We start from the raw sequence: 24,587 nt of genomic DNA, 5'->3' as shown, positions 1-24,587 counted from the left end.
GGGGGCGCGGCCGCGGGGGGCGCCCCGGGGTGGGGGGGGGGGGGGGGGGGGGGGGGCCCCCCGGGGGGGGGGGCCCCCCCGCGGCGCTGTACCGAACCCGTCGACGTCGCAAGGAGTGTGCCCGTGTCGACCTCACCGACAGCCGGCGTGACCCGCCACCCCGGCAGTGTCTCGGCGCTCGTCCGCGAGCTGCCCCGGGTCAACGCCCCGCTCACCGCGCTGCTCGCCGCGCTCGTCGCCGGACAGGTCGCGGGCGTCGTGCTGCTGCCGCTGGCGATCGGCCGGCTGGTCACGGCGCTGACCGCCGGTGGTGGCCCGGCGGCGTCCCTGGCGGCGTGGGTGGGGCTCATCCTCCTGGCGCTGGCGCTCGTGCTGGACATCGCCCTGGAGCCGATCCGCGCGATGGTCACCGCGAAGCTGAGTACCGCGGTCGACGGCAGCCTGGCCCAACGCACCGTCGAGGGCGCGCTGCGCCCCGCCGGGGTCGCGCACCTGGACGACCCGGACGTCGCCGACCAGATCGAGCAGGCCCGCGGGGTCGGGATCGGCGCGCACGCCCCCGGACAGGCCGTCAACGCGCTGGCCGCGCTGGTCCCGCTCCGGCTCACCGGGTTGGCGTCCGCGGTCCTGCTCGGCTGGGCCGGACAGTGGTGGATGCCGGTCGTACTCGGCGCCGCCTGGATCGTCACCGGCCGCTGGCAGGAGAAGGAGATGGCCCGCGCCGTCGTCGCCAACACCGCGAGAACCGTGCAGCTACGGCACGCGGCGTACCTGCGCGACATCACGGTGACCGCGCCGTCGGCCAAGGAGCTGCGCCTGTTCGGCCTGCACCAGTGGCTCGCCGAACGCTTCGCCCGGGAATGGTGGGACGGCATCGTCGAGATGCGCCGCAAGACCACCGACGGCCGGCGGCACCTCGCGGCCAGCGGGCTGCTGCTGGCGGCACACGTCGTCGTGGTGATCCCGCTGGCGTACGGAGCCAGCACCGGCGACCCGACGGTCGGGCAGCTCACCATCGCGCTCCAGGCCCTGCTGGGACTGTTCGCCCTGGGGTTCACCGGCGACCTGCAACGGCGGCTGCACCTGGCCAGTGCGGCGGTACCGCCGGCGCTCGCCGTGAGCGCGCTGGGAGGCCAGCGGCCCGCCGTCGCCGGGCCGGCCGCGACGGGGCTGCCGCACCGGGAGATCCGATTCGAGCGGGTCTCCTTCGGATATCCCGGCGACGCCCGCCCGGTCCTCGACGACCTGGACCTGGTCATCCCGGCCGGGTCCTCGCTGGCGATCGTCGGGGACAACGGCGCCGGCAAGAGCACCATCACCAAGCTGCTGGCCGGGCTGTACCGGCCGGACGCCGGCCGAATCCTCGTCGACGGGCGGAACCTGCACGATCACGATCTCGCGAGTTGGCGCCGGCAACTGGCCGTCGTGTTCCAGGACTTCGGGCGGTACCCGTTCTCGGTACGCGACAACATCGCCTTCGGCGCCGTCGAGGCGGCCGGCACCACGGAGGCGGTGGTCGAGGCCGCCCGGCTCGGTGGTTTCCTCGGCGTCGAGCAGGGGCTGGCGGGCGGCTGGGAGACCCCGCTGACCAGCGCGTACACCGGCGGAACCGAGCTGTCCGGCGGACAGTGGCAGCGGCTGGCGCTGAGCCGGGCGCTCTACGCCGTGCGGCAGGGCGCCAAGGTCCTCGTCCTGGACGAACCCACCGCACACCTGGACATCGAGGCGGAGTACGAACTCTACGCCCGGTTCCTGGAGATCACGGCCGGGATCACCACGATCCTGGTGTCACACCGGTTCGCCACCGTCCGGCTGGCCGAGCGGATCGCGGTGGTGCGGGGCGGCCGGGTGAGCGAGTACGGCAGCCACCACGAGTTGCTCGCGGCCGACGGCCGGTACGCCCAGATGTTCCGGGTGCAGTCCGCGCCCTTCACCGATCCGGCAGGAGGCCGTCGTGGGTAGCTGGTGGAGCGCCGCCCGCCTGGTGGTGGGCGTCGCGGTCCGGGCGGACCCGCGACGCGCGGTGCTGGTCATGGTCTTCGTCCCGCTGTTCAACATCGTCGCGGCGGCGCAGGCGCTGGGGCTGCGCAGCATGGTCGACGGCGCGGTCGCCCGGCAGGTCACCGAGGCGCTGACCGGCGGTCTGGTCCTCGTCCTCGTCACCGTCTTCGTGCACCAGGCGAGCGCGGTCGCCACCGACCTTCGGCAGGTGCTCCAGCAGCGGGTCGGACTCGAGTTCGACCGCCGTCTGATGGCGTTGTGCTCCGGTCCCGCCCACGTCAGCCACTACCACGACCCCGAGTTCCTCGACACGGCCGAGCTGGTACGGCAGCGCCGCACCGAGTTCGGCGGGGCGTTCGCAGCGCTGGTGGAGAACGCCGGCCTGCTGGCCCGGTTCGTCGGCGCGGTGGCCCTGATGGCCGTCGTCAGTCCGGTGCTGGCCCTGCTGCCGGTCTTCATCGTGCCGCTGGCCCTCGCCATCCGCGCTCAGGCGAACCTCGTCGCCGCGGCCGAGGTGGCCGGCGCCGAGGCCGACCGCCAACGCGCGGCGCTGCTGACCCTGGCCACCGACCCGGCCGCCGCTCCCGAGGTCCGGCTGTACCGGCTGGGTGGCGAGATCGCCGCCCGGCACCGGGAGGCCTTCGCCGTCTCGGCGCGCCGCCGGGAGGCTGCCCGGGCTCGCGGCGCGGTCGCGGTGGCGGCCGGTTGGCTGCTGTTCTGCGTCGCGCTCGTCGGCGGGTTGTACATCGTGACCCGGTCCGTGCTCTCCGGCACCGCGTCGGCCGGGGAGGCGGTCCTGGTGCTGCTGCTCGGCACCCGGCTGGTCGGCGCCACCACCGGACTGAGTTTCCTGATCGGATGGCTGCGTCGTTCGCTGCACACCGTCGCGCTCTACCAGCGGCTGGCCGGATATCCGCACGCCGGTGCCACCGTCGGGCGGAGCCGGGACCTGCCCGAGCGCGGCGACCTCGTCCTCGACGGCGTCAGCTTCCGGTACCCGGGCGAGGCGACTCCGGCGCTGGGCCCGATCGACCTCCGGCTGCCGGCCGGCGCCACCGTCGCGGTCGTCGGTGACAACGGTGCCGGCAAGTCCACCCTGGTCGCGCTGCTGGCCGGCCTCTACCCACCGTCGACCGGGCGCATCACGTTCGGCGGGCAGGACCTGACGCAGGTGGATCCGGACCTGTGGCGGAGCCGGGTCACCGCGGTCTTCCAGGATTTCTGCCGGTTCGAGCTGCTGGCCAGGGAGTCGGTCGGTGTCGGCCGGCTCGGCTCGATCGACGACCGGGAGGCGGTGGGCGGTGCGCTGGAATCGGCCGGCGCGGCCACCGTGGTGGCAGAGCTGCCCGCCGGCCTCGACAGCCGGCTCGGCCGGACGTTTCCGGACGGTACCGACCTGTCGTCCGGCCAGTGGCAGAAGCTCGCGCTCGCCCGGGGCCGGATGCGGACCGCACCCACGGTGGTGCTGCTCGACGAGCCGGCGGCGAGCCTCGACCCGGACAGCGAGGCCGAACTGCTGCACAGGTACCTCGCACCGGGCGGGTCGGCCACCGATGCGCCGATCACCGTCGTGGTGTCGCACCGGCTCACCACGGTGCGCGACGCGGACCTGATCGTGGTCCTGCACGAGGGCCGGATAGTCGAGTACGGCCCGCACGCCGAGCTGGTCGACCGGGCCGGTCGCTACGCCGAGATGTACGCGCTGCACGCCGCCGCGTACGTCTCCGGCCCGACGGTCCTGGAGTCGGCTGCGGCGGTGGCCCGGGGCGAGGTCCGGGCAGGCTCGAGTCAGACCAGGTAGGTGTCCGGGGTGGTCGGCGGCCCCGGACCGCCCTCGGCAGCCCGGCTGAACCAGTCCGCCCGCAGCTCACGACGGGAACCGATGCCGAGTTTCCGGTACACCCGGGCCAGATGGCTCTCGACGGTCCTGGCCGACACGACCAGCCGGGTCGCGATCTCCCGATTGGGCAGACCGGTGGCGGCGAGGGCCGCGACCTCGTTCTCCCGGGCCGTCAGGGTCGGCGACGCGAGGTTCGGTGCGGGCAGGCCGAGGGCGCCGCGGAGCCGACCGGCCAGCGCGACGGCCCGGGCGTAGTCCTGGTCGCGCCCGGGCGACACCCAGGTGGCGGCCTCGGCCAGCCGCCATGCCGGCCGGTGCAGCCCGATCTCGGCGAGCCGGGTGGCGTGTTCGAGCAGGCCCGGGCGGTCACGGTTGAGCAGCGCCAGTTCGCCGCGCGCCTCGGTCACCAGCCGCCTCGCGTCCACGTACCGCAGGCAGCGGGCCAGCCGGTCGGCCAGGGCGACCGGCTGGTCGGCGGGCGGCAGCCGCGCCGCCCAGGTCAGATACTGCAGCTCGACGCTCCAGCAACCCGCCGTGTGTGCCGCCGCCACCGCCTCCTCCAGACGTCGCCCGGCGGACCGGGTGTCGCCTCGGGCAGCGGCGACCGCCCCGTCGGCCCACGGCCGGAGGCCCGGCAGCATCGCCAGCCGGTCCGGCGGCTCCACGTCCAGCACCCGCTGCGCGTCGTCCGGCTGCCCGGTCCCGGCGAGCGACACGGCGAGCCACGCCGACGCCTCCGACCGGAACGGCCGGAAACCGACGGCCTGTTGCGCCAGCGCCTCACGCAGCGGCTCGATCGCGGCAGGGTACTCGGCACGGAGCAGCCGTGCGTACCCGACCAGCAGCGGCCAGTCGACGGCACGTAGCCGGGTTCCGGGTACCGTCCCCGGCGGCCTCGGCCAGCGCCCGAGGATCGGATCGGTGACCGGCAGCGACGCGCTGCCGTCCCGCCAGAGCCCGACCAGGGACAGCGCCGCCGCGGCCAGGCCCGCCGTGTCCGGGGCCCCGGCGCCGCCGCCGGCATCCGCCACCACCGCCGCGCCGGCGGCGGCCGCCTCGTCGGTGCGGCCGACGAGGGCCAGCGCCACCGTACGGGCGATCCGGCACCGCAGCGCGGAGGAGCCGCCGGCCGACCCGTGGGGCAGCCGGTGCAGCAGCCGGTCGGCGACCCGGATGGCCTCGGCCGGGCGCTGGCCGACCAGCAGGACGAGCGCGCCGGCACCGTCGACGACGTCGGCCTCGGGTGCGTCCAGCGACGCGACGGCGCGCAGCGCCCGCAGGTCGGCGTGGGCGGACGCCGGGTCACGCTCGGTCGCGCAGCGGTGCAGGGCGAGCGCCGCCGAGAGCACGATGCGTCCGGCGGCCGAACGCTCGGACGCGGTCGCCTGGTGAAGTATCGACTGCGCCTCGCGTCCGGTACCCTGCTCGGCGAGCGCGTCGGCCAGCACGACCGTGGCGCGTGCGGACCGGTCCCGACCGAACGCGATCCGCGCCAGCCGGAGTGCCTGCTCCGGATCGTGCGAACGTAGCAGGCGGGCGGCATCCGTCAACACCGCCCCGGTGACCGGCACACCCACGGCCGCCTGCCAGCGGGCGACCGTGACCGGATCCGGTGCCGTACCACCGACCTCGCGGGCCGCCTCGACCAGCGCCGACGCGACCCGGCGCCGCCGGGCCGGTGACACCTGTGCCCAGGCGATCGCCTGGAGCAACGGATGGCTGAATCCCACGGACACCCCGTCCTCGGTGTCCGTGGTACGCAGCAGGTCCAGATCCTCCAGCTCCTCGACGGCAGCCGGGGCAACCCGGTCGATCAGCTCGATCGGCAGGTCATCGCTCACGGCGAGCGCGGCCAGCGCGTCCCGGTGGGTCGGGGTGAGCCGGTTGGATTCGGGCAGGAACAGCTCGACCAGCTGCGGTGGCACGCTGAGCGGACCACGCCACCACCACAGGCCCCGGTCCCGGACCAGTCGGCCGGTGGCGGTGCCGTGCCGGACCAGCTCGGTCGCCAGTCGCGGGTTGCCGCCGGTCCACTGGTAGACAAGCTGCACGGTGGTCGAGGCGACCGCGTGACCGAGCATCGCCCGCATCAGGGTCGCCGTCTCCGCCGGGTCCAGCGGTGGCAGGTCGACCCGACGCAGATGCCGGTCCTTCCAGAGCGCCACGACGGCGTCGGGCGTCGCCACGTCGGCCCGGGTGGTGACCATCAACCGGATGTGACTGTCGTGCGCGAGACCGAGCAGGGTACTCGCCGACCGGTCGTCCATCCAGTGCGCGTCCTCGACGACCAGTAGGGGCGTGCGTGATCGTCCACGCCGTACCAGCTCGGCGCGGATCCTGCCCGGTACGAGGGCGGGGTCGCCGGTGACCGGAAACAGCTGGCAGAACGGCCCGAACGGAATCGGACGTCCCGCTTCTGTGGCGGTGGTACGGGTGACGGCGTAGCGGTCGGTCGACAGTTGCCGGGTCACTATCTCGACGAGTGTCGTACGGCCGGTCCCCCGCTGCCCCACCAGTACGGCCCCCCGGTCGGTGGTCAGCGCGGTGATGATCTGCTGGACCAGGCCGGATCGTGCGACCAGTGGTGTCCGGATGCGGTCCACGGATTGCCCCCTCCCTGCCGCGGACACCGACATCTCGCCAGATGTCGACTGTGTCGTTCGGAAATTCGGTTCGGCAACGCCGACTACGAATATTTCCTTATCGTCGGAAGAAACTTCGGGCGACGTACCCGAATTGCGGTCAAGTCGGTGACCGGTGGCGAATGGGCCACGCACCGGGCCTGCGAGACGAGCACACCGGGATCCCTCTCGCTTCCGCAGTGGAGAATCCGGTCCAGCTCAGCCCTTGGCTGGATCTTGCCCTGCGGAGATTCGGCATTCGGATCCCCCGTACCAGCATCACGAGTACTCGCTCAATGTCGTTGGATTGGCCGACGATGCCAGGCGCGACTGGATCGTGACTGAACGCAGGCTGGACGGCCGGCGCGCGACGACCCGACGGACCGTGTCGACAACGCGTGTGCCATGCGCACGATCCTCTCCCCCGACCGGATCAAATGATCAACGACAGATATGCGACGGCGCAAGAACCGACCGACTCCGCAAATACGTCATGGCGACCAATCCGCTGATCTTCCCGGACGCGCGCACCCGAACTGATCCGTTCGGATTACACAAAGTGAGCCGAAGCAGACCAGGTGCGTACCGCGCTCGCTTTACCGTTCGGAATCCCGATCCCGAGGGCTGGCGTGGGGTTCTGCACGGCGTCGAGAAAATCGTAGCGTCGCCCCGAGGGTTGGGATCCGGTCTGTCGGATACCCAGCGTGCGTGGCTGCCTGGCCGGCCGGGACGGCGACGCCGGGCGCTGCCCTACCGCTTCTGTATCTTGGCCGCCGGCCAGGAGGTGACCAGCGGGGGTAACGCGGCGATCAGCATCAGGCTGGTCGGCAGCCCCTGGGCGATGAAGGCCGGAGCGAACACGGTCGCGATCGGGGCCCCGGCAGCGGGTACGGACGCGACGAAGAAACAGACCTCGTAACCGATGAGCATTTGTCGCGGCGGGAGGTGCCGGGCGAACTGCGCGGCCAGCAGCGTACCGCCGGCGGACAGGCCGGCGGTCACCTGCAACACGTGGCGGGAAATGCCGAGGCTCGAGGGGATGATCTCCCCGAGCGCCCGGTCCTGCCGATCAAGCCGCTGGGCGGCGAGTGAAGGTGGCGTTCCGGCTCGTACGTCCCCGACCGGTGGCTAGCCTGAGCAGGCAAGCTGCCTCGGCGGTGCCGAGGCAGCTTTCTGCTCCGCTCCAGGCCTTGGTCTTTCTGCTCCGCTCCAGGCCTTGGTCAGAGTTTCACGTACCCGTCGAACGTCTTGCCCGGATACCACGGCATGCTCTCCAGGTCGGCGAAGCCAGGAATTTCCGTGATCATGTGTTGCATCATCCTCGCCCGGGTCGCCGCGTCCGGCAGCGGGCCACGCAGCACGGTCATGTTCTCGTCGAGGTGGTCCGGATCGCTGGTGGCCTGCAACACCACCGTGACGGCGGGGTGCGAGAGGACGTACTTCAGGAAGAACTTCGCCCAGGTGCCGGCGCCGAAGCTCCTCGCCCAGCCCGGCACCCGGTGCCCCTCGACCAGCTTGTGCAGCCGGCCCTTCTCCATCGACATGTTGACCATCACGCCGATGCCCCGATCGGCGGCGAGCGGCAGGATCCGCTCCTCGGCGTGCCGGGTGAAGATGGAGTAGCGGACCTGCACGAAGTCGACGTCGAAGTTGCGCATCAGGACCTCGATCGCCGGATAGTACTGCGGCGCGTGGTGGCTGACCCCGACGTACCGGATCTTCCCCTCGCCCTTCCAACGCCGCAGGATCGGCACGGCGGCCTCGGCGTTGACGAGGTTGTGCACCTGCAACACGTCCATCCTGTCGCGCCACAGCCGGGTCTTCGACGTCTCCAACTGCCGCACCATGTGGCTCTCGTCGCTGAGGTACTCACCGGTGGACCAGCTCTTGTTCGTCAGGAAAATGTCGTCGGCGATGCCGAGATCGGTGGCGAAGTCACCGACCGACAGCTCGGCCCCGCCGTACAGCGGAGAGGTGTCGACCACCCGGCCGCCCGCCTCCCAGTACCGCTTCAGCACCTCCCGCAGGTGGCCCCGCGGGGCACCGGGCCGCTTGTCGAACGTCATGAAGGTGCCGAGACCGACCGCGCGGAGCCGTTCGCCGGTCCGCCCGACGACCCGGGTGATCTCACCGCCGCTCCTGCGATTGGCCGCCGGTCCCGCCGGTGCGGCGCCGACGGCCTCGGCCCGGCCGGCGGCGCCGACGGCGAGCAGCGCGCCGGCGCCGGCCGCTCCGGCGGCCGTCAGCAGGTTTCGCCTGGTCGGGTTCCCGCCCGGGCGGGAAGCCGGTGGGTCGCTGGGGAACGCCATGGGGACTCCTCCGTGTGTCATGGACATCGCCCGACGGAGAACGGACGGCCCTGCCCTCCGGCGCCGTCGGCGCGTTACACCGACCATGTTCGTTCCGGCGTCGCACCCGGCACCTCCTGCTGCCGGCGACCGGCGCCGGGGCGTCCGGCCGGCCGGTCGGCCGAGGGAACCGGCCAGGTGGAGGAGGCGCGCGGGCCGTGGGGTCACGACATCGGGGGTAACCGGAAGCGTGGGAGCCGGACGCGGCGACGGGCTCAGCCGCGGCCGATGCCGGCCCGGACCGCCAGCACGGCCAGCCGGACCCGGTTCGGGGCGCCGATCTTGGCCAACAGGCTGGTGACGTACGTCTTGACCGTGGTCACCCCGAGGCCCAGCCGTTGCGCGATCTCGCCGTTGGAGAGCCCTCCGCTGACCAGTTCGAGGACCTCCCGTTCCCGGCCGGTGAAGCTGAACCGGGCCACCGGGTCAGCCGCGCGTTCGCCGGCATGCGTGCCGACGGCAGTCGCCACCAGCCGGCCCAACACATCGGCGCTGAACGGACTCTCGCCGTTGGCGGCCCTGCGGACGCCGTCCAGGAGTTCGGCCGGGGCGGCGTCCTTGACGAGGAACCCGCATGCGCCCGCCCGCAGCGCGGCGTAGAGGTGGTCGTCGTCGAAGGTGGTCAGTACCACCACCCGGACGCTCGGCCGGGCCGCCAGGATCCGCTCGGTGGCCACGATGCCGTTCATACCCGGCATGTTGAGATCCATCAGTACGACGTCGGGCAGCACCTCTCGGGCGTAGCGGACCGCCGCACTCCCGTTCTCGGCCTCGCCGACCACCTCGACGTCCGGTGCCGCCTCGCAGAGCATCCGCAGCCCGGCCCGGACCAGGTGTTGGTCGTCAACGAGCAGAAGCCGGATCACGACGCGCCCTGCTCAACCGGGCCGCCCCGGGCAGCAGGGCGTGCAGCCGCCAGCCCCGGTCGGTCGGGCCGGCGGCAAGCCGTCCGCCGAGGATCTCCACCCGCTCACGCATTCCGGCCAGCCCCAGACCGAGGCCGTACGACGCCGCCTCCGTCGGGTCCTCGCCACCGTCGTCGCAGACCTCGACGCGGACGTCGCCGTCGGCGGTCATCCGTACCGCGGCCGAGACCCGGGCTCGGGTACCGGCGTGCTTGGCCACGTTCGTCAGCCCCTCCTGGACCAGCCGGAGTACGGCCAGACCGCGTACCGCGTCCACGCCGGTGATCCGGGGATCGACGTACGCGTCGACCCGCAGCCCGACCTTGCGACTGCGCTGCACCATCTCGGCCAAGGCGTTCGGCAGCTCGGACGGATCCAACAGCGGCTGGTCGAGGCTCGTACCGGTCGACGGCCGGCGCAGCAGTCCCACCAGCCGGCGCAGCTCGGCCAGCGTGCTCGTACCGCTGGCATGTACGTCGTCGAGTACCTCCCGGACCTTCGGGTCGGTCTCCGGCAGCACATGCCGGGCCACGCCGACCCGCAGCACCATCGACGCGATGTGATGGGCGACCATGTCGTGCAGGTCCCGGGCGATCGCGGTGCGTTCGGTGGCGCGGGCCAGCGCCTGCTCGGACAGCCGGCGCCGGTGCTCCTCGGCGAGCCACCGCTCGGCCTGCCGGGCCTTCTGCCAGACCGAGCGGAGGTACGCACCGAGCAGCAGCGGCAGGCCGATCAGCACGGTCACCCGGTACAGCACCGGCGCGAGGTCCAGCGGCAGGCCGCTGACGACCCGGGTCGCGTAGACGCCGGCCAGCGCGCTCCAGCCGACGAGCAACTGCCACCCCGTCCGCTACATCGCCAGCTCGAAGACCGCCAGACTGGCGCCGACCTTGATCGGTACCAGCAAGCTCGCACCGACCTGTTCGGCCGTGCCGAGCAGCGCTGACTGGACCAGCACGATCGCGAGCGGCCACCGACCACTGCCGGCGCTGACCGCCACCGCCGTCATCGCCAGGACCCAGTCGACCGGGCGTACGGGTGTCGCCGGGTCCCGCAACTGCACCAGGTATCCCACGGCACAGGTAAGCAGGATCAGCAGCCGCAGCGGCAGCATCCGCCGGTCGAACAGCCGGCTGACCCAGCTCATGAAGACCGCGGCCGGCTCCGGACCCTCGGCCGGCCTCCGCGTTCGGTCCCCACCCGTCCCACCGTGTGCCGGGGAGAACGGCGGCGACCCGGTATCGGAACGGGATCCGCGTCCGACCTGGTCGGACGATTCGATCTCGGTGGGCGGTCGCGCACTGCCGAGCGGCACCGCGTCGCCGGTCGGCATGACGTCCTGCTGGCCGGTCCGCTCCACCGGTTGGCCCGGGAGTGCCCGCCCGGTCCGGCCCGGGCCGAGGCCCAACGTCACGGCCGGCTCCGCCGCCCGGCTCGAGGGTACCGCCGGGTGTCGTCGGCGCGGCGGGATCCACCTGCCGCTTCGGCACGTCCCCACCGACCAAATGCGATCATCTCACCCATCCCGCAGCGCAGCTATCAGGACCGGAATCTAGGCCGAGCCAGTTAACGATTGGTTGGTCCGCCACCCACGGCAGGCCACCGGGTCACCGCACCGGAAGCACGACGTGTCAGCATCGGTGATCGACGGAGGGTCGGGACGGCCGCGCGGCCGAGGTGCTGCTTGCCGGCGGCCTCCGGGAACGCCTCGACCTCCCGCGTCTCCGCGTGACCGTTCCTCCTCAACCCGGGCGGTCGGGGTTCCTGTCGAGGAATTCGGCCAACGTCCGCCACTGCCGGTGTCGGGTAGGCGTCATCGTCGTAGTAGCCGATGTGGGAGTCGGTGGGCAGTGTTGCCGCCGCGGAGCGACAGCGATCGTACAGGCAATTCTCGTCCTGCACCGGGTCGAGATCACACGAAAAAGGGCTCCCAATAGGCATCGAGTCTGGCCGATCAGCTTTCGATCTCAGGAGTTGGCAGAACCGTCGGTGGCCGCGGTCCGGACGCCGTGGAAGCTTCGACACTAGATCAAAGGCCCTGAAGTTGGCCGTAATCGATACCATCGAGCAGGGAGGGAGACCGCATGACCCGCAGTACGACACTCCTGCGGAAGATCGGCTGGACGCTGCTCACCGGTTTCATCGGCTTCGCCGGCTCCGCTCTGTTCGACGAGGTCCTCGAAGTGACCCTCGCCGACCAACTGATCATCACCATAGTCATCGGCGGCGTAACGCTCCTTGCGCAATACCTGATCGACATGGAACGTCGCTTCGCCGAGTCCGAGCGACTCCAGAGCGAGACGACCGAAGGCCTGCGCAACATGATTCAGCGCGGCTTCGAAAGCGTCGACGAGGCGACCGAACTGATGGCTGAGCTAGAGCAGTCGGCAGTCCGCCGCGAACTACTCAAGCAGGTGATTCGCCGTTCTGCGCACCTCACGCAGGCGGCCCCCCCACTGGTGCAGGCCCTAGCGGCAAGCGAGACCAAGCGGCTCGCCGATACCCTGCAGTCGCTGTCCGACGGCCACGAGGTCTTCTACGACGGCGAGGACCGGGAGTTCCTGCTCGCCCTGACCCGCGGCACCAGGGTGTCCCTGCTTGCCACCAGTTGGGCGACGATCAACGCGGACGGCGTCGGCTTCGAGGCCGGTTTCTGGCTCAGCGACCTGGGCGCCCGGTATCTCGACCTGCAACGCATGGCGCTCCGCCGCGGTGTGGTGATCCGGCGGGTGTTCATCATCGAATCAGCAACGCTGGTGACCCACCCGGAGCTGAGCCGCATTCTCGCACTGCAGAAAGGCGCCGGCGTCGAGGTGCGGCTGGTGGACGGCAGCGAGACACCGCAGGACGGCGGGCTGTCCGACTTCGTGATCTTCGATGAGCAGCTCTGTTACGACACGACGCCAGTCTCGCGCCGTGAAGCGCACGGCGCGCCGTGGCGGCTCACCACCCGGCTCGTACTCAACGAGGAGACGGTGCGTCACAGGGCCGAGCGATTCCACGAGCTGTGGATGAACGCCCTACCTGTGAGCCAGACCCACGTCGGCGAGGACAGCTCGCCCATGGTCCCCGGTGCGAAACCCCTCGGATCGACGTAGGTCGGCGGTCGCGTGGACCACGCGTAGCCACCGGTCGCTGCCGTCGTAGCGGGCGGTGAACGGCCGGCGCCCGTGGACGCTGCGCAGATTGTCGATAATCATGATCTCGCCGGGGGCGAGTGGCACGTCCTGTAGGCTGCGATCGACGGCCTTGATGGCTGCCGCCAAGGCGTCACCGGCCGCCCCGTTCTCGGGGCCGCAGTTCATGAATGCCGGGTCGAGCCGCACGAACGGGCGCCTGGTGTCGCCACTGAGCACGGCAACCGCGGGCGGCGTATTGCCCGTCTCGCTGGCCACGTTCGACGAGTCCGGCTCGATGCGAAAGAGCGGCTGGAACAGCAGCGACCGGGTGAGCTCGTCGAGCGGGACGTCGAGGATACGCGCGAAGCTGGTCGCGGTGCGGTCGGGGTTGCGAAGGCAGAGCAGGCAGATCCAATCCGGACGCAGCGGATGGTACGCGTCCTCGTTGTGCCACATGAGCTCGGCGGACGAGCCGGAGCCGCGCTGCGTCGTCTCGTTGCCGGGCAGCGGGCTCACGTCCCGGACGAGCCGCCCCTCGTCCACACCGGCCTGCGAGACCGGGTAGCCGAGGAACGATGCGATGAGCAGCAGCATCGCGTCGGCCCGCGCGAGTTCGTCATGGCGCGTGGGCTGCACGGTAACTGGAGGGCTGCTGCCGAGGTCGGTGTCGATGATGGGCAGCCCACCGATGACGAGACCGCTGTCCGTGGAGAGTCGGAAGTCGATCAGGGCCCGGCGCAGCTCCAGGGGAAGTTCCTGGCTCATCAGCGCAATCTGGCGCAGCCGCGCGACGGGCGGATCGTAGCGGAGATCGGCCACCACCCGGCTGGCCAGCGCCCGGACGGCCGCGCCGTCCGTCGGCGCGAGCAGCAGCCGTCCAATCGGGGGCGCCGTGTTACCAGACACCACTATCCTCCGCTGATACGTTTCAGGGTCGACTCAAAGCCGACAAACCGATCCACTCAGTTTATCTCGCAGAGGATACGTCACCGGCCTAACCGGATTTCCCGGGCCGTCGACGCACGATCCGGAGCGGGAGCCACGGGCGAACAAGTCGCCGGTGGGGCCAGCCCAGAGGGCTGTACGCGCGGCACGCCCGAGCATCGCCGACCGGGACAACTGCCTTCTCGGCGATCGGCCGACAACAGGCGGTCGGCAAGTTCTCCTCCGTGAGTTGACCGGGCGCCGGTCACATCATCGGATGAGATTCCTTCGCTTCTGTCCAGGATTGATATCCACCGGTTCGGTGGAAACGTTTGAATGACGATTTCGCACCCGGCGACCTCAGTGGTGAAGTGCGGGTACGGGTTCAGCTTCGCCTCCCGAACCCGACAGTCGGACGCGGTCCGCCAGCACTGCACCAGTCCTGACGTAGCACGGGCCGGCCGGCGGCCGACTCGCCCGCAGGTCCAGGCAGGGTCAGGCTACGGCCCGTAGGTGTTGGCGCGTCCATTCCTCGAAGGTCGTGAGCGGGATACCGAGGACCCGCGCGTATTCCGGGCGGGCGGGTTGTCCGGCCACGTTCATCAATTCGTGGGAGGTACCCGCCCACTCCGGCATTCCCGCGGCGACCGCCTCCTCCTCGGTCATGTCGGGCGCGGTCAGTCCGGTACCCAGAGCGCGGGAGAGGATCTTGGCGATCTCCGTCATCGCCAGGTATTCGCTCGCCAGTTCCAGCTCGACCCCGTTGAACCGATCGGGTTCGGCAACGGCGGCGGCGGCCGCCTCGCCGATGTCGTCGACCGCGACGAGCGAGAGCCGGGTCTCGGGCTTCAGGACGGTCACCAGGCCACCCGCGACACCACGGGGAAACAGGTATGCCACGGCGGGCAGGAAGTTCTCCATGAAGAAACCCGGCTTGAGGAGCGTCCAGTACCTGAAGCCCGCCTCGCGTACGCGGTCCTGGATGCCGGCCTTGGTGGTGTAGTACGGCTCCATGGCGGCCCAACGGCCATCGGCCCAGCCGGGGGCCTCGGTGTGCTGTCCGGCTCCGGAGACGGTGGTCTGCACGAACTGCGGCACACCGGCGGCCAGCGCGCCTTCGATCAGGTTGACTGCCTGGGTCAATTCGCCGTCGAAGTCGATAGCGACTCCGCTCACCGCGGGCATCTGCACCGAGAAGACGGCTCGGGCTCCTTCTGCGGCCCGGATCACGGAGTCGCGGTCGTGGAGGTCGCCGGTGACCAGTTCGGCGCCGAGTGCTTCGACGGCCCGGGCCCGGTCGGTCGCGGGATTACGGACCAGCGCCCGGACGGCAACGCCGGCTGCGAGCAGGGCACGGGCGGTGGCGCCGCCCTGCTGTCCGGTGGCACCGACGACCAGGACGGATGCGGGATCGGTGGACACGGAGCTCCTCCTGTGGTGCGCACGGATTAAACGGCGGGGTCCGCCGTTTCTGCATCGCTACGATACGGAGGCCCCCGCCACTTAGCAACCTCGAGACAGGACGCCATGACCGGCCAACGTGCGGATGCCCGGCGCAACTACGCGCGCCTGCTCGCGGTCGCCGAGAAGGCGATCGCCGCACACGGCGCCGACGCATCTCTGGAGCAGATCGCCCGCGCCGCGGGAGTCGGATCGGCCACGCTGCGCCGGCACTTCCCCAGCCGCCGCAGCCTGCTGGACGCGGTCTTCCGGGAACGGATCGAAACACTCTGCGCCCACGCTCGCGACCTGACCGAGGCGGCCGACTCCCGGGCCGCGCTGCTGGAGTGGCTGAGCACCGTCACCGCGTACGCCGCAACCATCCGAGGGCTGGCCATCGCGCTGGCCCGCCACAGCACAGCCGACCTCGGGGTGCCACCCGAGCACTGCGCCTCGGATCGACTCACCGAGGCAGGCGACCCCCTGGTGCGCCGCGCCGCGAACGACGGCGCGCTGGCCCCGGGGGTAACGATCACCGACCTGCTCGCGCTGATCACCGGCATCGCCCTGGCCACGGAGAACCACGCGAACCCCGCCGCCGAAGCGAACCGACTACTCGGCCTGACCGTGGCGGGAATCAGCCCCCGTCAGCGATGAGTCGGGGGAACGCCGTCCGATCCGAGGAGCGAGCGGATCACCGTCGCCAAATCTCCAGGTCGGATACTGCTCGGCCAGGTAAGGACGGTGGCCGTTCCAGTCGGCCGGCCCGAGCAGGTGCAGCGGCGACAGGTGAAGCTCGCCGCGTGAGTCCTGGTGGTAGCCCCAGGCGAATCCGACCAGGGGGACGACGAGTCGCCGGTCCCCGTCCCAGGGGCCGATCGTCAAAAAGCTGTGTGCCTGCCACTGCACGGCACCGGTACGCCACCGGGAGGGAGCGTCGAACAACACCGGCCGGAACCCGTACCAGGCAAACGGTGCACTGGAGTCGGTGAACAGGTCGAACGGGTCGACCTCGAACGGGTCCGCCGCACTCGGCTCCCGAACCAACTGCACCCACCCCAACAGTGACCGGTAGCCGCAGGCACTGAACTCGACGGAGGCAGTACACACCGGCATGCCCAGGTCCCGCTCGCTCTTGCCGACGGCGACCGGGTCAGTGTTGGGCACCACCTCCACCAACACCCGACCACGCTCGTCGCCGAAGTCGAATCGAATCTCCACAAGGCCCTCCTCGCACCAAGACCGCGCAGTCAACCGCCGCCAGCCGGACGTCGCGGTACGCGACAGCAAAGCCGCGCCCCCGAGGCGCCCGGAAGGACCGACCTGAGTGTGTCGACATAATCGATGCGATCGCCGGACGGGCCGGGGCTGCCCCGAGCCGACTCCCACGCCGCCAGGGCGGATGCCCGTTCGACGGAGACCGCGTTGACGGATCGTCGCTGCAGCATCACCCGTTGTCGTGAGCCGGATCATACCCTCCCGTGTGAGCCTGACTTTTACAAACTTCGATGTCACGGGCGCCGGCTCAACGGGGAGTCGCTCTGCACTGTGGACGGTAACGGAAAGGAGTCTCATGCGCGGACGCAGACGAGCGACCCTGGTAGCGGCGGTGACGCTCGCACTGGGCGGGCTGCTCGGGATGGGCGCCGCTCCGGCGGCTGCGGACCCGCCGGGCGGCACCCTGCGTGGTGTCTACTCCGACGGCCAGTTCTGCAACAGCTACGGCAGCGAAGGTGCCCAGACCGGCCTGTGGAGCTGGTACTACTGCGAGTACCGCCAGTACGGCCCCACCGGCCCCGGCTACTACTTCCTCTGGACCTTCACCTACTGACGCCCGCCGACGTTCACCGGGTTCCCGCTGTGTCGTGCATCCTGGCCGGTGACGGAAACGACATCACGTCAGGACCGGCCGGCACCGGGTAGGTGCCGGCCGGCTCGACGGGGTACTACTCCCCCACGCACAGCACAGGATCCGTCCTTCCGGCCCGCCTGGCAGGCGATGCCGCAGCACCTACGCAGGGTCCGGCTGGGCCGCAGGGCCGTCGAGCCAGGGACCGAGCAGAATCATGGTGCGTCGGTAGAGATCGTCTCGAAAGCTTGCCGCGCGGACCTGTCCGGCCGGCTCGGCCACCCGGTTCTCGTCCAGATAGGCCCCGCTCGGCACGCCGGGGTCACCGGCGGCGTGGATGACGTTCGCAGCCCCGTACGGCGCATTCCTGCCCTGGACCGCGAACATCGCGTGCAGCAGCCGGGTGTCGATGACCCCCGGATGGACACTGACGATCCCGGGCCGGTAGTGCCCGGACTGGCGAACGGCGTGGGCGACCAGCGCGAGCTTGGACCGCGCGTACGCGGCAGCCGGCTGGTAGCCGTGGTGGAACTGCAGGTCGTCGAGATCGAGGTGCGCCGAGAGGTGGGTCGCCGAGGACACGTGCACGATCCGGGCCGTCGCGGGCATCAGTGGTACGAGCCGTTCGGTGAGTAACACGGCCGCCAGATAGTTGGTCTGCAGCGTCGCCTCGTAGCCGTCCGCGCTGCACCGGCGGCTCTCCGCACCGGGACGACCCGCGTTGTTGATGAGCAGATCGACCTGGTCGGTGGCGCCCGCCACCTGCCGGGCCAGCGCCACGACGTCGTCGAGGCGGTCGAAGTCGGCCTGCGCGTAAACGACCTCGGCCCGCCCGGCCGCACGGATTCTCTCGACCAGCGGCCGTACCGCCGAGTGCGGCTCCGGACCGTGCACGAACAGCCGCTGGGCCGACTCGGCGATGCGGAGTGCTGTCGCCGCGCCGATCCCGCTGGTCCCTCCGGTCAGCACCACCGTTCCGGATGTGTGGCCGATCATCCCTGCTCATTCTCCGTTCACCATGGGCGTCTGTCCTGACATCATCGGCCGGGTGGCGCCCGCAGCGTCGTCTCGGCGACCGGCGCGTCGGTGCCCGCTGTCGCGCCGAGCTACCGGCGACGACCCTGGCGCCGACGTTGCGGACTTCCCGGGGGTAGGGGCGCCGCCGGTATGCCTCGGCTGGGCCGTCGGCGCCTGCCACCACCCGCCCCGTCCCTCGACCAGGACCTGCTCGCCGCCGGTGAACGCGCCGTCCGCGTACCGCCCAGGCGCATGGCCGGCTACGGACGCCGACAGACCTCACCTGCGCCGTACCCCGAGTCGGCGTATCGTCAGGGCCCCGAACTCCGTTGTGGTTGCCGAGGCGGCGGTGGGACGTGACGACGCAATTGCGGATCTACACCGCCCGACCGGGGCGGCTCGACGCGTGGGTGGAGGCCTGGCAAACTCTCGTCGTGCCGCTACGCCGACGCTTCGGCTTCGAGATCTCGGGATCCTGGGTCGATGTCGCGCGTCAGCAGCACCTCTGGGTCGTGTCGCACCCCGGCCCGCAGTCGTTCGAGGAGGCCAACGCCGACTACTGGCGCTCGCCGGAGCGCGTCGCGCTGAGCCTCGATCCCCACGAGTACCTGCTCGACGAGGAGATCCGCACCGTCGAACCGGTGCTCTGACCTCGGGCGGTCCCCGTCAGGTCTCCGGATAGCCGATCATCCGCCTGGCCTCGCCGAGGAGCGGGGATCGGGTCAGCGGGTGTCCGTCGAGTTCGGTGGCGGCCAGGATTCCGCTCAGCGATCCGGTCAGCCACACGCCGTCCGCGCACAGCAACTCGTCCGGGGTCACCAGGGCCTCGTCGGTGGCCAGGCCGAGCAGGGGTGCCCGGGTGATGAGCGCACCCTCCGTCGTACCGGCGACGATGCCGGACCACCTTGGCACGGTGAACATCGTCGAGGACCGGATCCAGACCAGGTTGAAGCTGGGGCACTCCAGTGCGTAACCGTCGGAACTGAGCCAGAGCATTTCCTGAGCACCCCGGTTGGCAGCCCACCGCTGGCTGGCGGTATGCACGGCGTAGGACAGGGACTTCACGCCGCCCAGCAGCCACGGCGCATTCGCGCGTTCATGGACCGGGAACCCGACGGTGCCGGTAACGAGACGAAGGCCACGCTGCCGATTGAGCGAGGTCCACGGCGGCACGGGCTCCACGGTGGTGAAGATGGTGGGGCGGCCGGTGCCGACCCGTCCCCGCGTACACACCAGGCGTTGGACGGCCTCGACATCGCGGGGCCAGGCCGCTGCCACGTCGAGGACGAAGGTGCGCAGTGCGTCGGGTTCCGGCAGCGACAGCTCCAGCCTCGTTGCCGACCGGTACAGCCGGTTCAGGTGGGCGGGCAGCAGTACGGGCGCTCCGGCGGCGAGGAGCCACGCCTCGAACGCCCCGTCGCCGCGCAGCAATCCCGGATCGTCGGCGTGCACGATCGGCGTGTCCGCCTCGACCAGGCCGCTGCCGAAGACCGCCACAAGCCGATCCATTGTCGAATGCTCCTTCGCCGCGCTGCCAGGACTGGGTGGCAGCTCTGCCATGTCCTCGATCGGAGCACCGCCGGTGCCGGACGCCGCGCTCGCCCGCATCGCCGCCGGCCTATGGTAGGACAGGTGCCGGCCACTTCGTGCTCGGCAGGGTGCCGACCTGACCCGAGACCGAGCATGTTCGAGAGGCCTCTGCCGTTGTCGGGCAGCCGGCTCGACGACACGGGGGGAGCCGAGGCCGAGAACGAGATGAGAGGGTGTTCGAGCGCATGGAAGCACCCGCCGAGAACGAGGGAGCGATCTCGTCCGACCTGGATCCCGTCGCCGTCTGGACCGACGGTCGACTGGGCCTGCCCGGCACCAAGACGGCATCCGGCCTGATCCTGACCGGTGACCGCTGGACGATCGCCTGCGTGGTCGACGCGCGTCATGCCGGTGCCGATGCCGGCGAAATCCTCGGCGTCGGACGGCTCGGGGTACCCGTGCTGCCGGATCTCATCGCGGCCCGCGGTGCTGGTGCCCGCAGCGTGGTGATCGGCGTCAACTCGATGGACGCCTACACCGTCGTCCCCGCCCGGCTGAAGGGCTTCGTCGTCGAGGCGGTCGGGCACCGGCTCAACGTCATCTGCAGCACCCACGCCCGGCTGAACGACGATCCCGAGTTGGTCCGCTTGGCCGCCGCCGCCGGTGTCGAACTGGTCGACGTCCGGGGCGACGGCCCCCGGGAAACCCTGTCGGCCGACCTGTCGGTCGACGCGACCGTGCTGCTGACGACCGGCACCGACTGCGCGGTCGGAAAGATGACGACCGCCCTGGCCGTACACCGGGAGGCGCTCTCCCAGGGCATCCGCAGTGCCTTCCTCGCGACCGGGCAGATCGCGGCGATGTGCGGCGCCGACGCGGTGGTGCAGGTCGACCGCATCTTCGCGGACTTCATCACCGGGGCCGTACAGCATGCCGTACACCGCCTGGCCGGCGCGGGGCACGAACTCGTCGTCGTCGAAGGACAGGCGTCGACCCTGCACCGGGTCTACGGCGGCAACGCGGTCAATCTCCTCTACGGGGCCGCCCCCGATGCGATCATCATGTGCCACGACACCGATCGTCAGGTCCGGGCGATGTTTCCCGGCCTCCCGGTCCCACCGGTGACCGACGAACTCCAGACGATCGCGGACCTCGGCCGCCGGATCGGCATCCCGGCCGCGCTGGCCGGCTTCTCGGTATTCGGGCGCAAGCCGTTCCACGAGGGAGATCAGCACGCCGTGCCGGTGGTCGACACCCGTGACCCGGGCGCCGCCGCCGTCCTGCTGGACTCCGTCCTGCGGCTGACCCGGCACAGCGAGCGCGACCGGCGCTGAGGGCTCAGTGCTGCGCGGACAGGTCGTCCGGCAGCGGAAGCATGTGCGACTGCCGCTCGTCGGCGGACAACTCCCGGAACACCCGATGGCGGGCCCGACTCCGAAGGTCGTCGAGGTCGGGCTGGACCGGCCAGAGCCGGGCCGACTTGTCCAGCGACGCGGTGAGCAGCGTCCGCGCGTCGGTCGACCACGCGACCGATGTCACCCGGTCCACGTGTACGCCGACGACCTGCGGCTCCGCGTCGTCCTGCGCGCTCCACACCCGTACCGTGCGGTCGTAGGAGCCGGTGGCGATCTGGTCACCGGCCGGCGACCATGCGACGGCCCGTACCCGCCCCTCGTGACCTTCGAGCGTCCGGACGTGCCGACCGGTCCGGGGATCCCAGATTCGGGAGGTCCAGTCGGCCGAGCAGGTGACGACGAACTGTTCGTCCGGTGACCAGGCCACGCCGTCCACCCAGTTGTAGTGTCCGCGGAGGACGGCGATCTCCTCACCGGTGGAGCTGTCCCAGATCCGGGCGGTACGGTCGTCCGAGGTCGTGGCGATCATGCGCCCACTCGGCGACCAGGCGAGGCGTACCACCCAGTCGGTGTGGCCGCGCAGTTGCAGCAGCCGGCGTCCGGTGGTGGCGTTCCAGATCGAGGCCGTGGCGTCCCGGCAGGCCGTGGCGATCCGTGTGTTGTCCGGGGCCCACATCAGACCCTCGCAGATCGTCTCCTCGTCCAGCCGGAGGTACGGCTCGACGCCACCCGGGCGCCACAGTTGCACCGAGCCGTCGTTGGCGCACGAGCCGAGGCGCTGACCGTCGGGCGACCAGGCCACACCCCAGACGGTTCCGGTGTGCCCGGTGAAGGTGCTGGCCACTCCGGACGCCACGGTCCAGACCCGGACCGATCCGTCGTCCGAGGCGCTCGCGATCCGGGCCCCGTCCGGCGCCCACGCCGCCGCGCGGAGCCCGCCGGTGTGCCCGGTGAACGACTGCCGTTCGGCGCCGTGCGGCAGTACGGACCAGACCCGGGCGGTGCGGTCGCTGGAGGCGGAGGCGAGCGCGGTACCGTCGGGCGACCAGGCCACACCCCAGACAGCGTCCTCGTGTCCGCGCAGTGCCGCGATCTCCCGGGCGTCGCTGACGTCCCAGATCCGTACGGTGCGGTCGCTGGAGGCGGAGGCGAGCGACCGCCCGTCGGGCGACCAGGACACGTCCCAGACGAAGTCGGTGTGCCCGCGGATCAGCAGCAGTTGGCGGCCGTCGGCGACGTCCCAGATCCGGATCGTCTGGTCGCCGGAGGCCGTGGCGATCCGCCGTCCTTCCGGGCACCAGGCCAGGCCCTCGACGAAGTCGGTGTGCCCCCGCAGCGCCGTCTGCTGCTGGCCGGCCGTGAAGTCCCACACGATGGCGGTGCGGTCGTGCGAGGCCGAGGCGAGCAGCGTGCCCTTCGGCGACCAGGAGAGACCGTAGACATCGCCGGTGTGCCCGCGCAGCGTGGCGGTCTGTTCGCCGGTATCCGTCCGCCACACGTGGATGTGGTGATCCTGTGCGCCCGCGGCGACGTACTCGCCGTCCGGCGACCAGGCCACGCCTCGGACGATGTCGCCGGCGCCGTAGAGGGTCGGCGGTGGCTCGTCCGCGCCCACCCGCCACAGCTTCACCGTACGGTCCCGCGCACCGCTGGCGACCCGGCGCGAGTCGGGCGCCCACGCGATGGCCTCCACCATGGCGTCGTGCCCGGTGAACTCGGCGACCGTCCGGCCGGAGTCCGGATCCCAGACCCGGGTGGACCTGTCCCGGGAGCCCGTGGCGATCAGGCGGCCGTCCGGGGACCAGGCGATCGCCCGAACGGTATCGGTGTGTCCGGCGAACACCCGGCGCAGGTGGCTGAAGGCGAGCGCGGACATCAGGGCGCGTTCGATCAGGGGGGTGACCGGCGCCTCGGCGATCGCCGCGATCGAGAGCAGGATCGACAGCTCCGGGAACCGCTCCGCGTTGGCCAGGACGTACCGGCCGATGTTCTCCGACACGCGACGCAGAAAGGCGATGTCCCGGCGCTTCGACTGCTGGATCAGGGCCCGGACCATGTCACTCGCCTGGCCGAGCGCCTCCAGGCCGACGAGCCACTGCTCGGCCAGGATCAGCCGCTGCCCGGTCAGCAGATAGTCGTCGCTACGCCCGGAGTGCTGCCAGTCGGCCGCCCACCGCTCCAACTCGGAACGCCGACGTAGGTGCTCGGCCCGTGTCTCGACCTCCTGCCGCAGCGGCGCCCAGAGCCGGAACAGCGCCTCGTGCGCCACCTCGACGACCGGTTCGCCGTCCCGCATCTTGCTGACCAGCAGCCTCGCGTCCACGAACGCGGCGACGATGCGGTGCTGCTCGGGGCTCAGCTCCCGCAGCCGTACCGGCCGCTTGGTCGCCTCGCTGGAGTCGAGCGAGACGAACCGGAGCAGGGTCGTCAGGATCGGGGCGATGCCACCTTCCCCGCGCAGTTCGGTGACGGCCTGATCCGCCTGCCGGGTGAGCGCGCCACCGACCCCGCCGGTGGCGAGGTACGCGTGCATACTCACCGTGGCGCCCGGCCGGGCCTCGAAGAAGAGTTCCTGTAGCAGGTACGCCAACAGGGGCAGCGCGTCGGTGGTGCCGACGTCGGCGGTGATCCGGTTGACCACGTTCGACTCGAACGTCATGCCGGCGATCCGGGCCGGCTCCTCGATGATCGTGGTGAGGTACTCCGTCTTGATGGCACCGATCGCGACAGGGTTCTGGAACAGCGCCGCCTTGTCGCTGTCGAGGAACTGCGTCAGGTACTCGATGCGCATGCTGGCGATCACCGACAGCCGGGAGTCGGCGTGTAGCAGGCGCTCGACGACATCGAGGAAGAGTTGCCGATCGCTCTCGCCGGCGAGCGTGTACAGCTCCTCCAACTGGTCGATCACCAGGAGGAGGTGGCCGAACCTGCGTCGCTGTCCTCGACGGATCTCGGCAAGGTACTTCGTCGCGCTGGCCGGATCCTGCCGCATCGCCCGGACGATGACCGGTGCGGCGATGGGCTCCGGGAGGGCCTCGGCGATGGCGATGGCCAGATTTCCCACCGGCGCGCTGCCCGGGTTGACCGTGGCCAGGGGAATCCACCGCCGCGTCTTGAGCGTCGGGACGACGCCCGCCTGCACCAGCGAGGACTTTCCGCTGCCGGATGCGCCCACCACCACCAGCAGCCGTTCCCGGGGCTCGGCCGAGGCGGTGAGCATCCGCCGGACGATGTCCGAGACCTGCTGGTCCCGGCCGAAGAAGACGGCGGAGTCCTCCTCCCGGTAGGGCTCCAGACCGGGGTAGGGCGGCCGCTGCGGATCCCAGTCGGAGCGCTTCGCCTTCGGATTCGTCACAACGTGCAGAACGATCTGTCCGATGATGAGTAGCACCACGATGGCGATGAACGCCGGAATCGCCACGGACTGGAGCAACCGCAGATAGGTGGGCGGTTCACTCAGGCTGGTCAGATAGTTGCCGATCAGACCGAGCAGGCTCGTCGCCAATATCAGCGCGACGTTGAGATACAGCGCGAGTGCCGGTTGTCTCTTCACGCCGACTCCGAGTCCGACATATTGTGTCCCAGAGGCGAAGCCCGCACCATCGTCGTCAGCGCTCGGGGAGCCGAGAATGCGTACG

19 protein-coding genes are annotated in these 24,587 nt (G+C 71.0%); 7 read left to right on the top strand and 12 right to left on the bottom strand.

The window, feature by feature from the left end:
- Window positions 1-123 precede the first annotated feature (123 nt).
- Both R6Y94_RS00710 and R6Y94_RS00705 read left to right on the top strand, forming a co-directional pair.
- Window positions 124-1,962: an ABC transporter ATP-binding protein gene (locus R6Y94_RS00710; protein WP_318393753.1), complete on the top strand. Its 1,839-nt coding sequence runs from the start codon at window positions 124-126 to the stop codon at window positions 1,960-1,962.
- Window positions 1,955-3,802, top strand: coding sequence for an ABC transporter ATP-binding protein (locus R6Y94_RS00705; protein WP_318393752.1), 1,848 nt, complete (start codon window positions 1,955-1,957; stop codon window positions 3,800-3,802). Before R6Y94_RS00710 ends, R6Y94_RS00705 begins: the two co-directional genes overlap by 8 nt.
- Here the strand turns inward: R6Y94_RS00705 and R6Y94_RS00700 are convergent.
- The 6 genes from R6Y94_RS00700 to R6Y94_RS00675 all read right to left on the bottom strand — a co-directional run bounded on the left by R6Y94_RS00700 (window position 3,790) and on the right by R6Y94_RS00675 (window position 11,129).
- Complete coding sequence (locus tag R6Y94_RS00700) at window positions 3,790-6,444, bottom strand: LuxR C-terminal-related transcriptional regulator (RefSeq protein WP_318393751.1); 2,655 nt, start codon at window positions 6,442-6,444, stop codon at window positions 3,790-3,792. The two genes, R6Y94_RS00705 and R6Y94_RS00700, sit on opposite strands and share 13 nt — an antisense overlap.
- A gap of 768 nt (window positions 6,445-7,212) precedes the next feature.
- The gene (locus tag R6Y94_RS00695) at window positions 7,213-7,464 is read right to left on the bottom strand and encodes a hypothetical protein (RefSeq protein WP_318393750.1); all 252 of its coding nucleotides are present in this window, start codon (window positions 7,462-7,464) and stop codon (window positions 7,213-7,215) included.
- A 218-nt stretch (window positions 7,465-7,682) separates the two neighbouring features.
- Window positions 7,683-8,771 (bottom strand): aldo/keto reductase, encoded by a 1,089-nt coding sequence (locus R6Y94_RS00690; protein ID WP_318393749.1) that lies wholly within the window; start codon window positions 8,769-8,771, stop codon window positions 7,683-7,685.
- Between the two features lie 254 nt (window positions 8,772-9,025).
- Window positions 9,026-9,676 (bottom strand): response regulator transcription factor, encoded by a 651-nt coding sequence (locus R6Y94_RS00685; RefSeq protein ID WP_318393748.1) that lies wholly within the window; start codon window positions 9,674-9,676, stop codon window positions 9,026-9,028.
- A complete protein-coding gene (locus R6Y94_RS00680; RefSeq protein WP_318393747.1) occupies window positions 9,654-10,550 on the bottom strand; it encodes a sensor histidine kinase in 897 nt (298 codons plus the stop codon). The genes R6Y94_RS00685 and R6Y94_RS00680 overlap by 23 nt, the downstream gene beginning before the upstream one ends.
- A gap of 15 nt (window positions 10,551-10,565) precedes the next feature.
- A complete protein-coding gene (locus R6Y94_RS00675; RefSeq protein WP_318393746.1) occupies window positions 10,566-11,129 on the bottom strand; it encodes a hypothetical protein in 564 nt (187 codons plus the stop codon).
- A 670-nt stretch (window positions 11,130-11,799) separates the two neighbouring features.
- Between R6Y94_RS00675 and R6Y94_RS00670 the strand changes: the two genes are divergently transcribed.
- The gene (locus R6Y94_RS00670; RefSeq protein ID WP_318393745.1) at window positions 11,800-12,813 is read left to right on the top strand and encodes a DUF6879 family protein; all 1,014 of its coding nucleotides are present in this window, start codon (window positions 11,800-11,802) and stop codon (window positions 12,811-12,813) included.
- On the opposite strand, the gene R6Y94_RS00665 is transcribed toward R6Y94_RS00670, so the two are convergent.
- Window positions 12,736-13,740 (bottom strand): TauD/TfdA family dioxygenase, encoded by a 1,005-nt coding sequence (locus tag R6Y94_RS00665; protein ID WP_318393744.1) that lies wholly within the window; start codon window positions 13,738-13,740, stop codon window positions 12,736-12,738. The genes R6Y94_RS00670 and R6Y94_RS00665 overlap by 78 nt on opposite strands.
- Before the next feature lie 513 nt (window positions 13,741-14,253).
- Entirely contained in the window at window positions 14,254-15,180 is a 927-nt protein-coding gene (locus R6Y94_RS00660; RefSeq protein ID WP_318393743.1) for an NmrA family NAD(P)-binding protein, read from the bottom strand.
- 105 nt (window positions 15,181-15,285) lie between these two features.
- Between R6Y94_RS00660 and R6Y94_RS00655 the strand changes: the two genes are divergently transcribed.
- A complete protein-coding gene (locus tag R6Y94_RS00655; RefSeq protein WP_318393742.1) occupies window positions 15,286-15,855 on the top strand; it encodes a helix-turn-helix domain-containing protein in 570 nt (189 codons plus the stop codon).
- Here the strand turns inward: R6Y94_RS00655 and R6Y94_RS00650 are convergent.
- Complete coding sequence (locus R6Y94_RS00650) at window positions 15,811-16,419, bottom strand: hypothetical protein (RefSeq protein WP_318393741.1); 609 nt, start codon at window positions 16,417-16,419, stop codon at window positions 15,811-15,813. The genes R6Y94_RS00655 and R6Y94_RS00650 overlap by 45 nt on opposite strands.
- Window positions 16,420-16,771: 352 nt before the next feature.
- Here R6Y94_RS00650 and R6Y94_RS00645 point away from each other — a divergent pair, with 352 nt between their 5' ends.
- A complete protein-coding gene (locus R6Y94_RS00645; protein WP_318393740.1) occupies window positions 16,772-17,029 on the top strand; it encodes a hypothetical protein in 258 nt (85 codons plus the stop codon).
- A 180-nt stretch (window positions 17,030-17,209) separates the two neighbouring features.
- On the opposite strand, the gene R6Y94_RS00640 is transcribed toward R6Y94_RS00645, so the two are convergent.
- On the bottom strand, window positions 17,210-18,043 hold the full coding sequence (locus R6Y94_RS00640) for an SDR family NAD(P)-dependent oxidoreductase (RefSeq protein ID WP_318393739.1): 834 nt from the start codon (window positions 18,041-18,043) through the stop codon (window positions 17,210-17,212).
- 377 nt (window positions 18,044-18,420) lie between these two features.
- Here R6Y94_RS00640 and R6Y94_RS00635 point away from each other — a divergent pair, with 377 nt between their 5' ends.
- Window positions 18,421-18,714, top strand: coding sequence for an NIPSNAP family containing protein (locus R6Y94_RS00635; RefSeq protein WP_318393738.1), 294 nt, complete (start codon window positions 18,421-18,423; stop codon window positions 18,712-18,714).
- A gap of 16 nt (window positions 18,715-18,730) precedes the next feature.
- On the opposite strand, the gene R6Y94_RS00630 is transcribed toward R6Y94_RS00635, so the two are convergent.
- Window positions 18,731-19,573 (bottom strand): aminotransferase class IV, encoded by an 843-nt coding sequence (locus R6Y94_RS00630; protein ID WP_318393737.1) that lies wholly within the window; start codon window positions 19,571-19,573, stop codon window positions 18,731-18,733.
- Window positions 19,574-19,827: 254 nt separating this feature from the next.
- Between R6Y94_RS00630 and R6Y94_RS00625 the strand changes: the two genes are divergently transcribed.
- Complete coding sequence (locus tag R6Y94_RS00625; RefSeq protein ID WP_318393736.1) at window positions 19,828-20,928, top strand: DUF1611 domain-containing protein; 1,101 nt, start codon at window positions 19,828-19,830, stop codon at window positions 20,926-20,928.
- A 4-nt stretch (window positions 20,929-20,932) separates the two neighbouring features.
- On the opposite strand, the gene R6Y94_RS00620 is transcribed toward R6Y94_RS00625, so the two are convergent.
- Complete coding sequence (locus tag R6Y94_RS00620) at window positions 20,933-24,502, bottom strand: AAA family ATPase (RefSeq protein WP_318393735.1); 3,570 nt, start codon at window positions 24,500-24,502, stop codon at window positions 20,933-20,935.
- Window positions 24,503-24,587 lie beyond the last annotated feature (85 nt).

The organism is Plantactinospora sp. KLBMP9567 (genome assembly GCF_033446045.1).
Lineage (GTDB): Bacteria > Actinomycetota > Actinomycetes > Mycobacteriales > Micromonosporaceae > Plantactinospora.
Note: the sequence above shows the minus strand (reverse complement) of the source record. Positions and strands in the feature narration are given on the sequence as shown.

Excerpts from the sequence above, each read along its gene's own strand:
- R6Y94_RS00645 (WP_318393740.1), top strand. The coding sequence starts at position 16,772 with ATGCGCGGACGCAGACGAGCGACCCTGGTAGCGGCGGTGACGCTCGCA.
- R6Y94_RS00690 (WP_318393749.1), bottom strand. The coding sequence starts at position 8,771 with ATGGCGTTCCCCAGCGACCCACCGGCTTCCCGCCCGGGCGGGAACCCG.
- R6Y94_RS00640 (WP_318393739.1), bottom strand. The coding sequence starts at position 18,043 with ATGATCGGCCACACATCCGGAACGGTGGTGCTGACCGGAGGGACCAGC.
- R6Y94_RS00670 (WP_318393745.1), top strand. The coding sequence starts at position 11,800 with ATGACCCGCAGTACGACACTCCTGCGGAAGATCGGCTGGACGCTGCTC.
- R6Y94_RS00630 (WP_318393737.1), bottom strand. The coding sequence starts at position 19,573 with ATGGATCGGCTTGTGGCGGTCTTCGGCAGCGGCCTGGTCGAGGCGGAC.
- R6Y94_RS00655 (WP_318393742.1), top strand. The coding sequence starts at position 15,286 with ATGACCGGCCAACGTGCGGATGCCCGGCGCAACTACGCGCGCCTGCTC.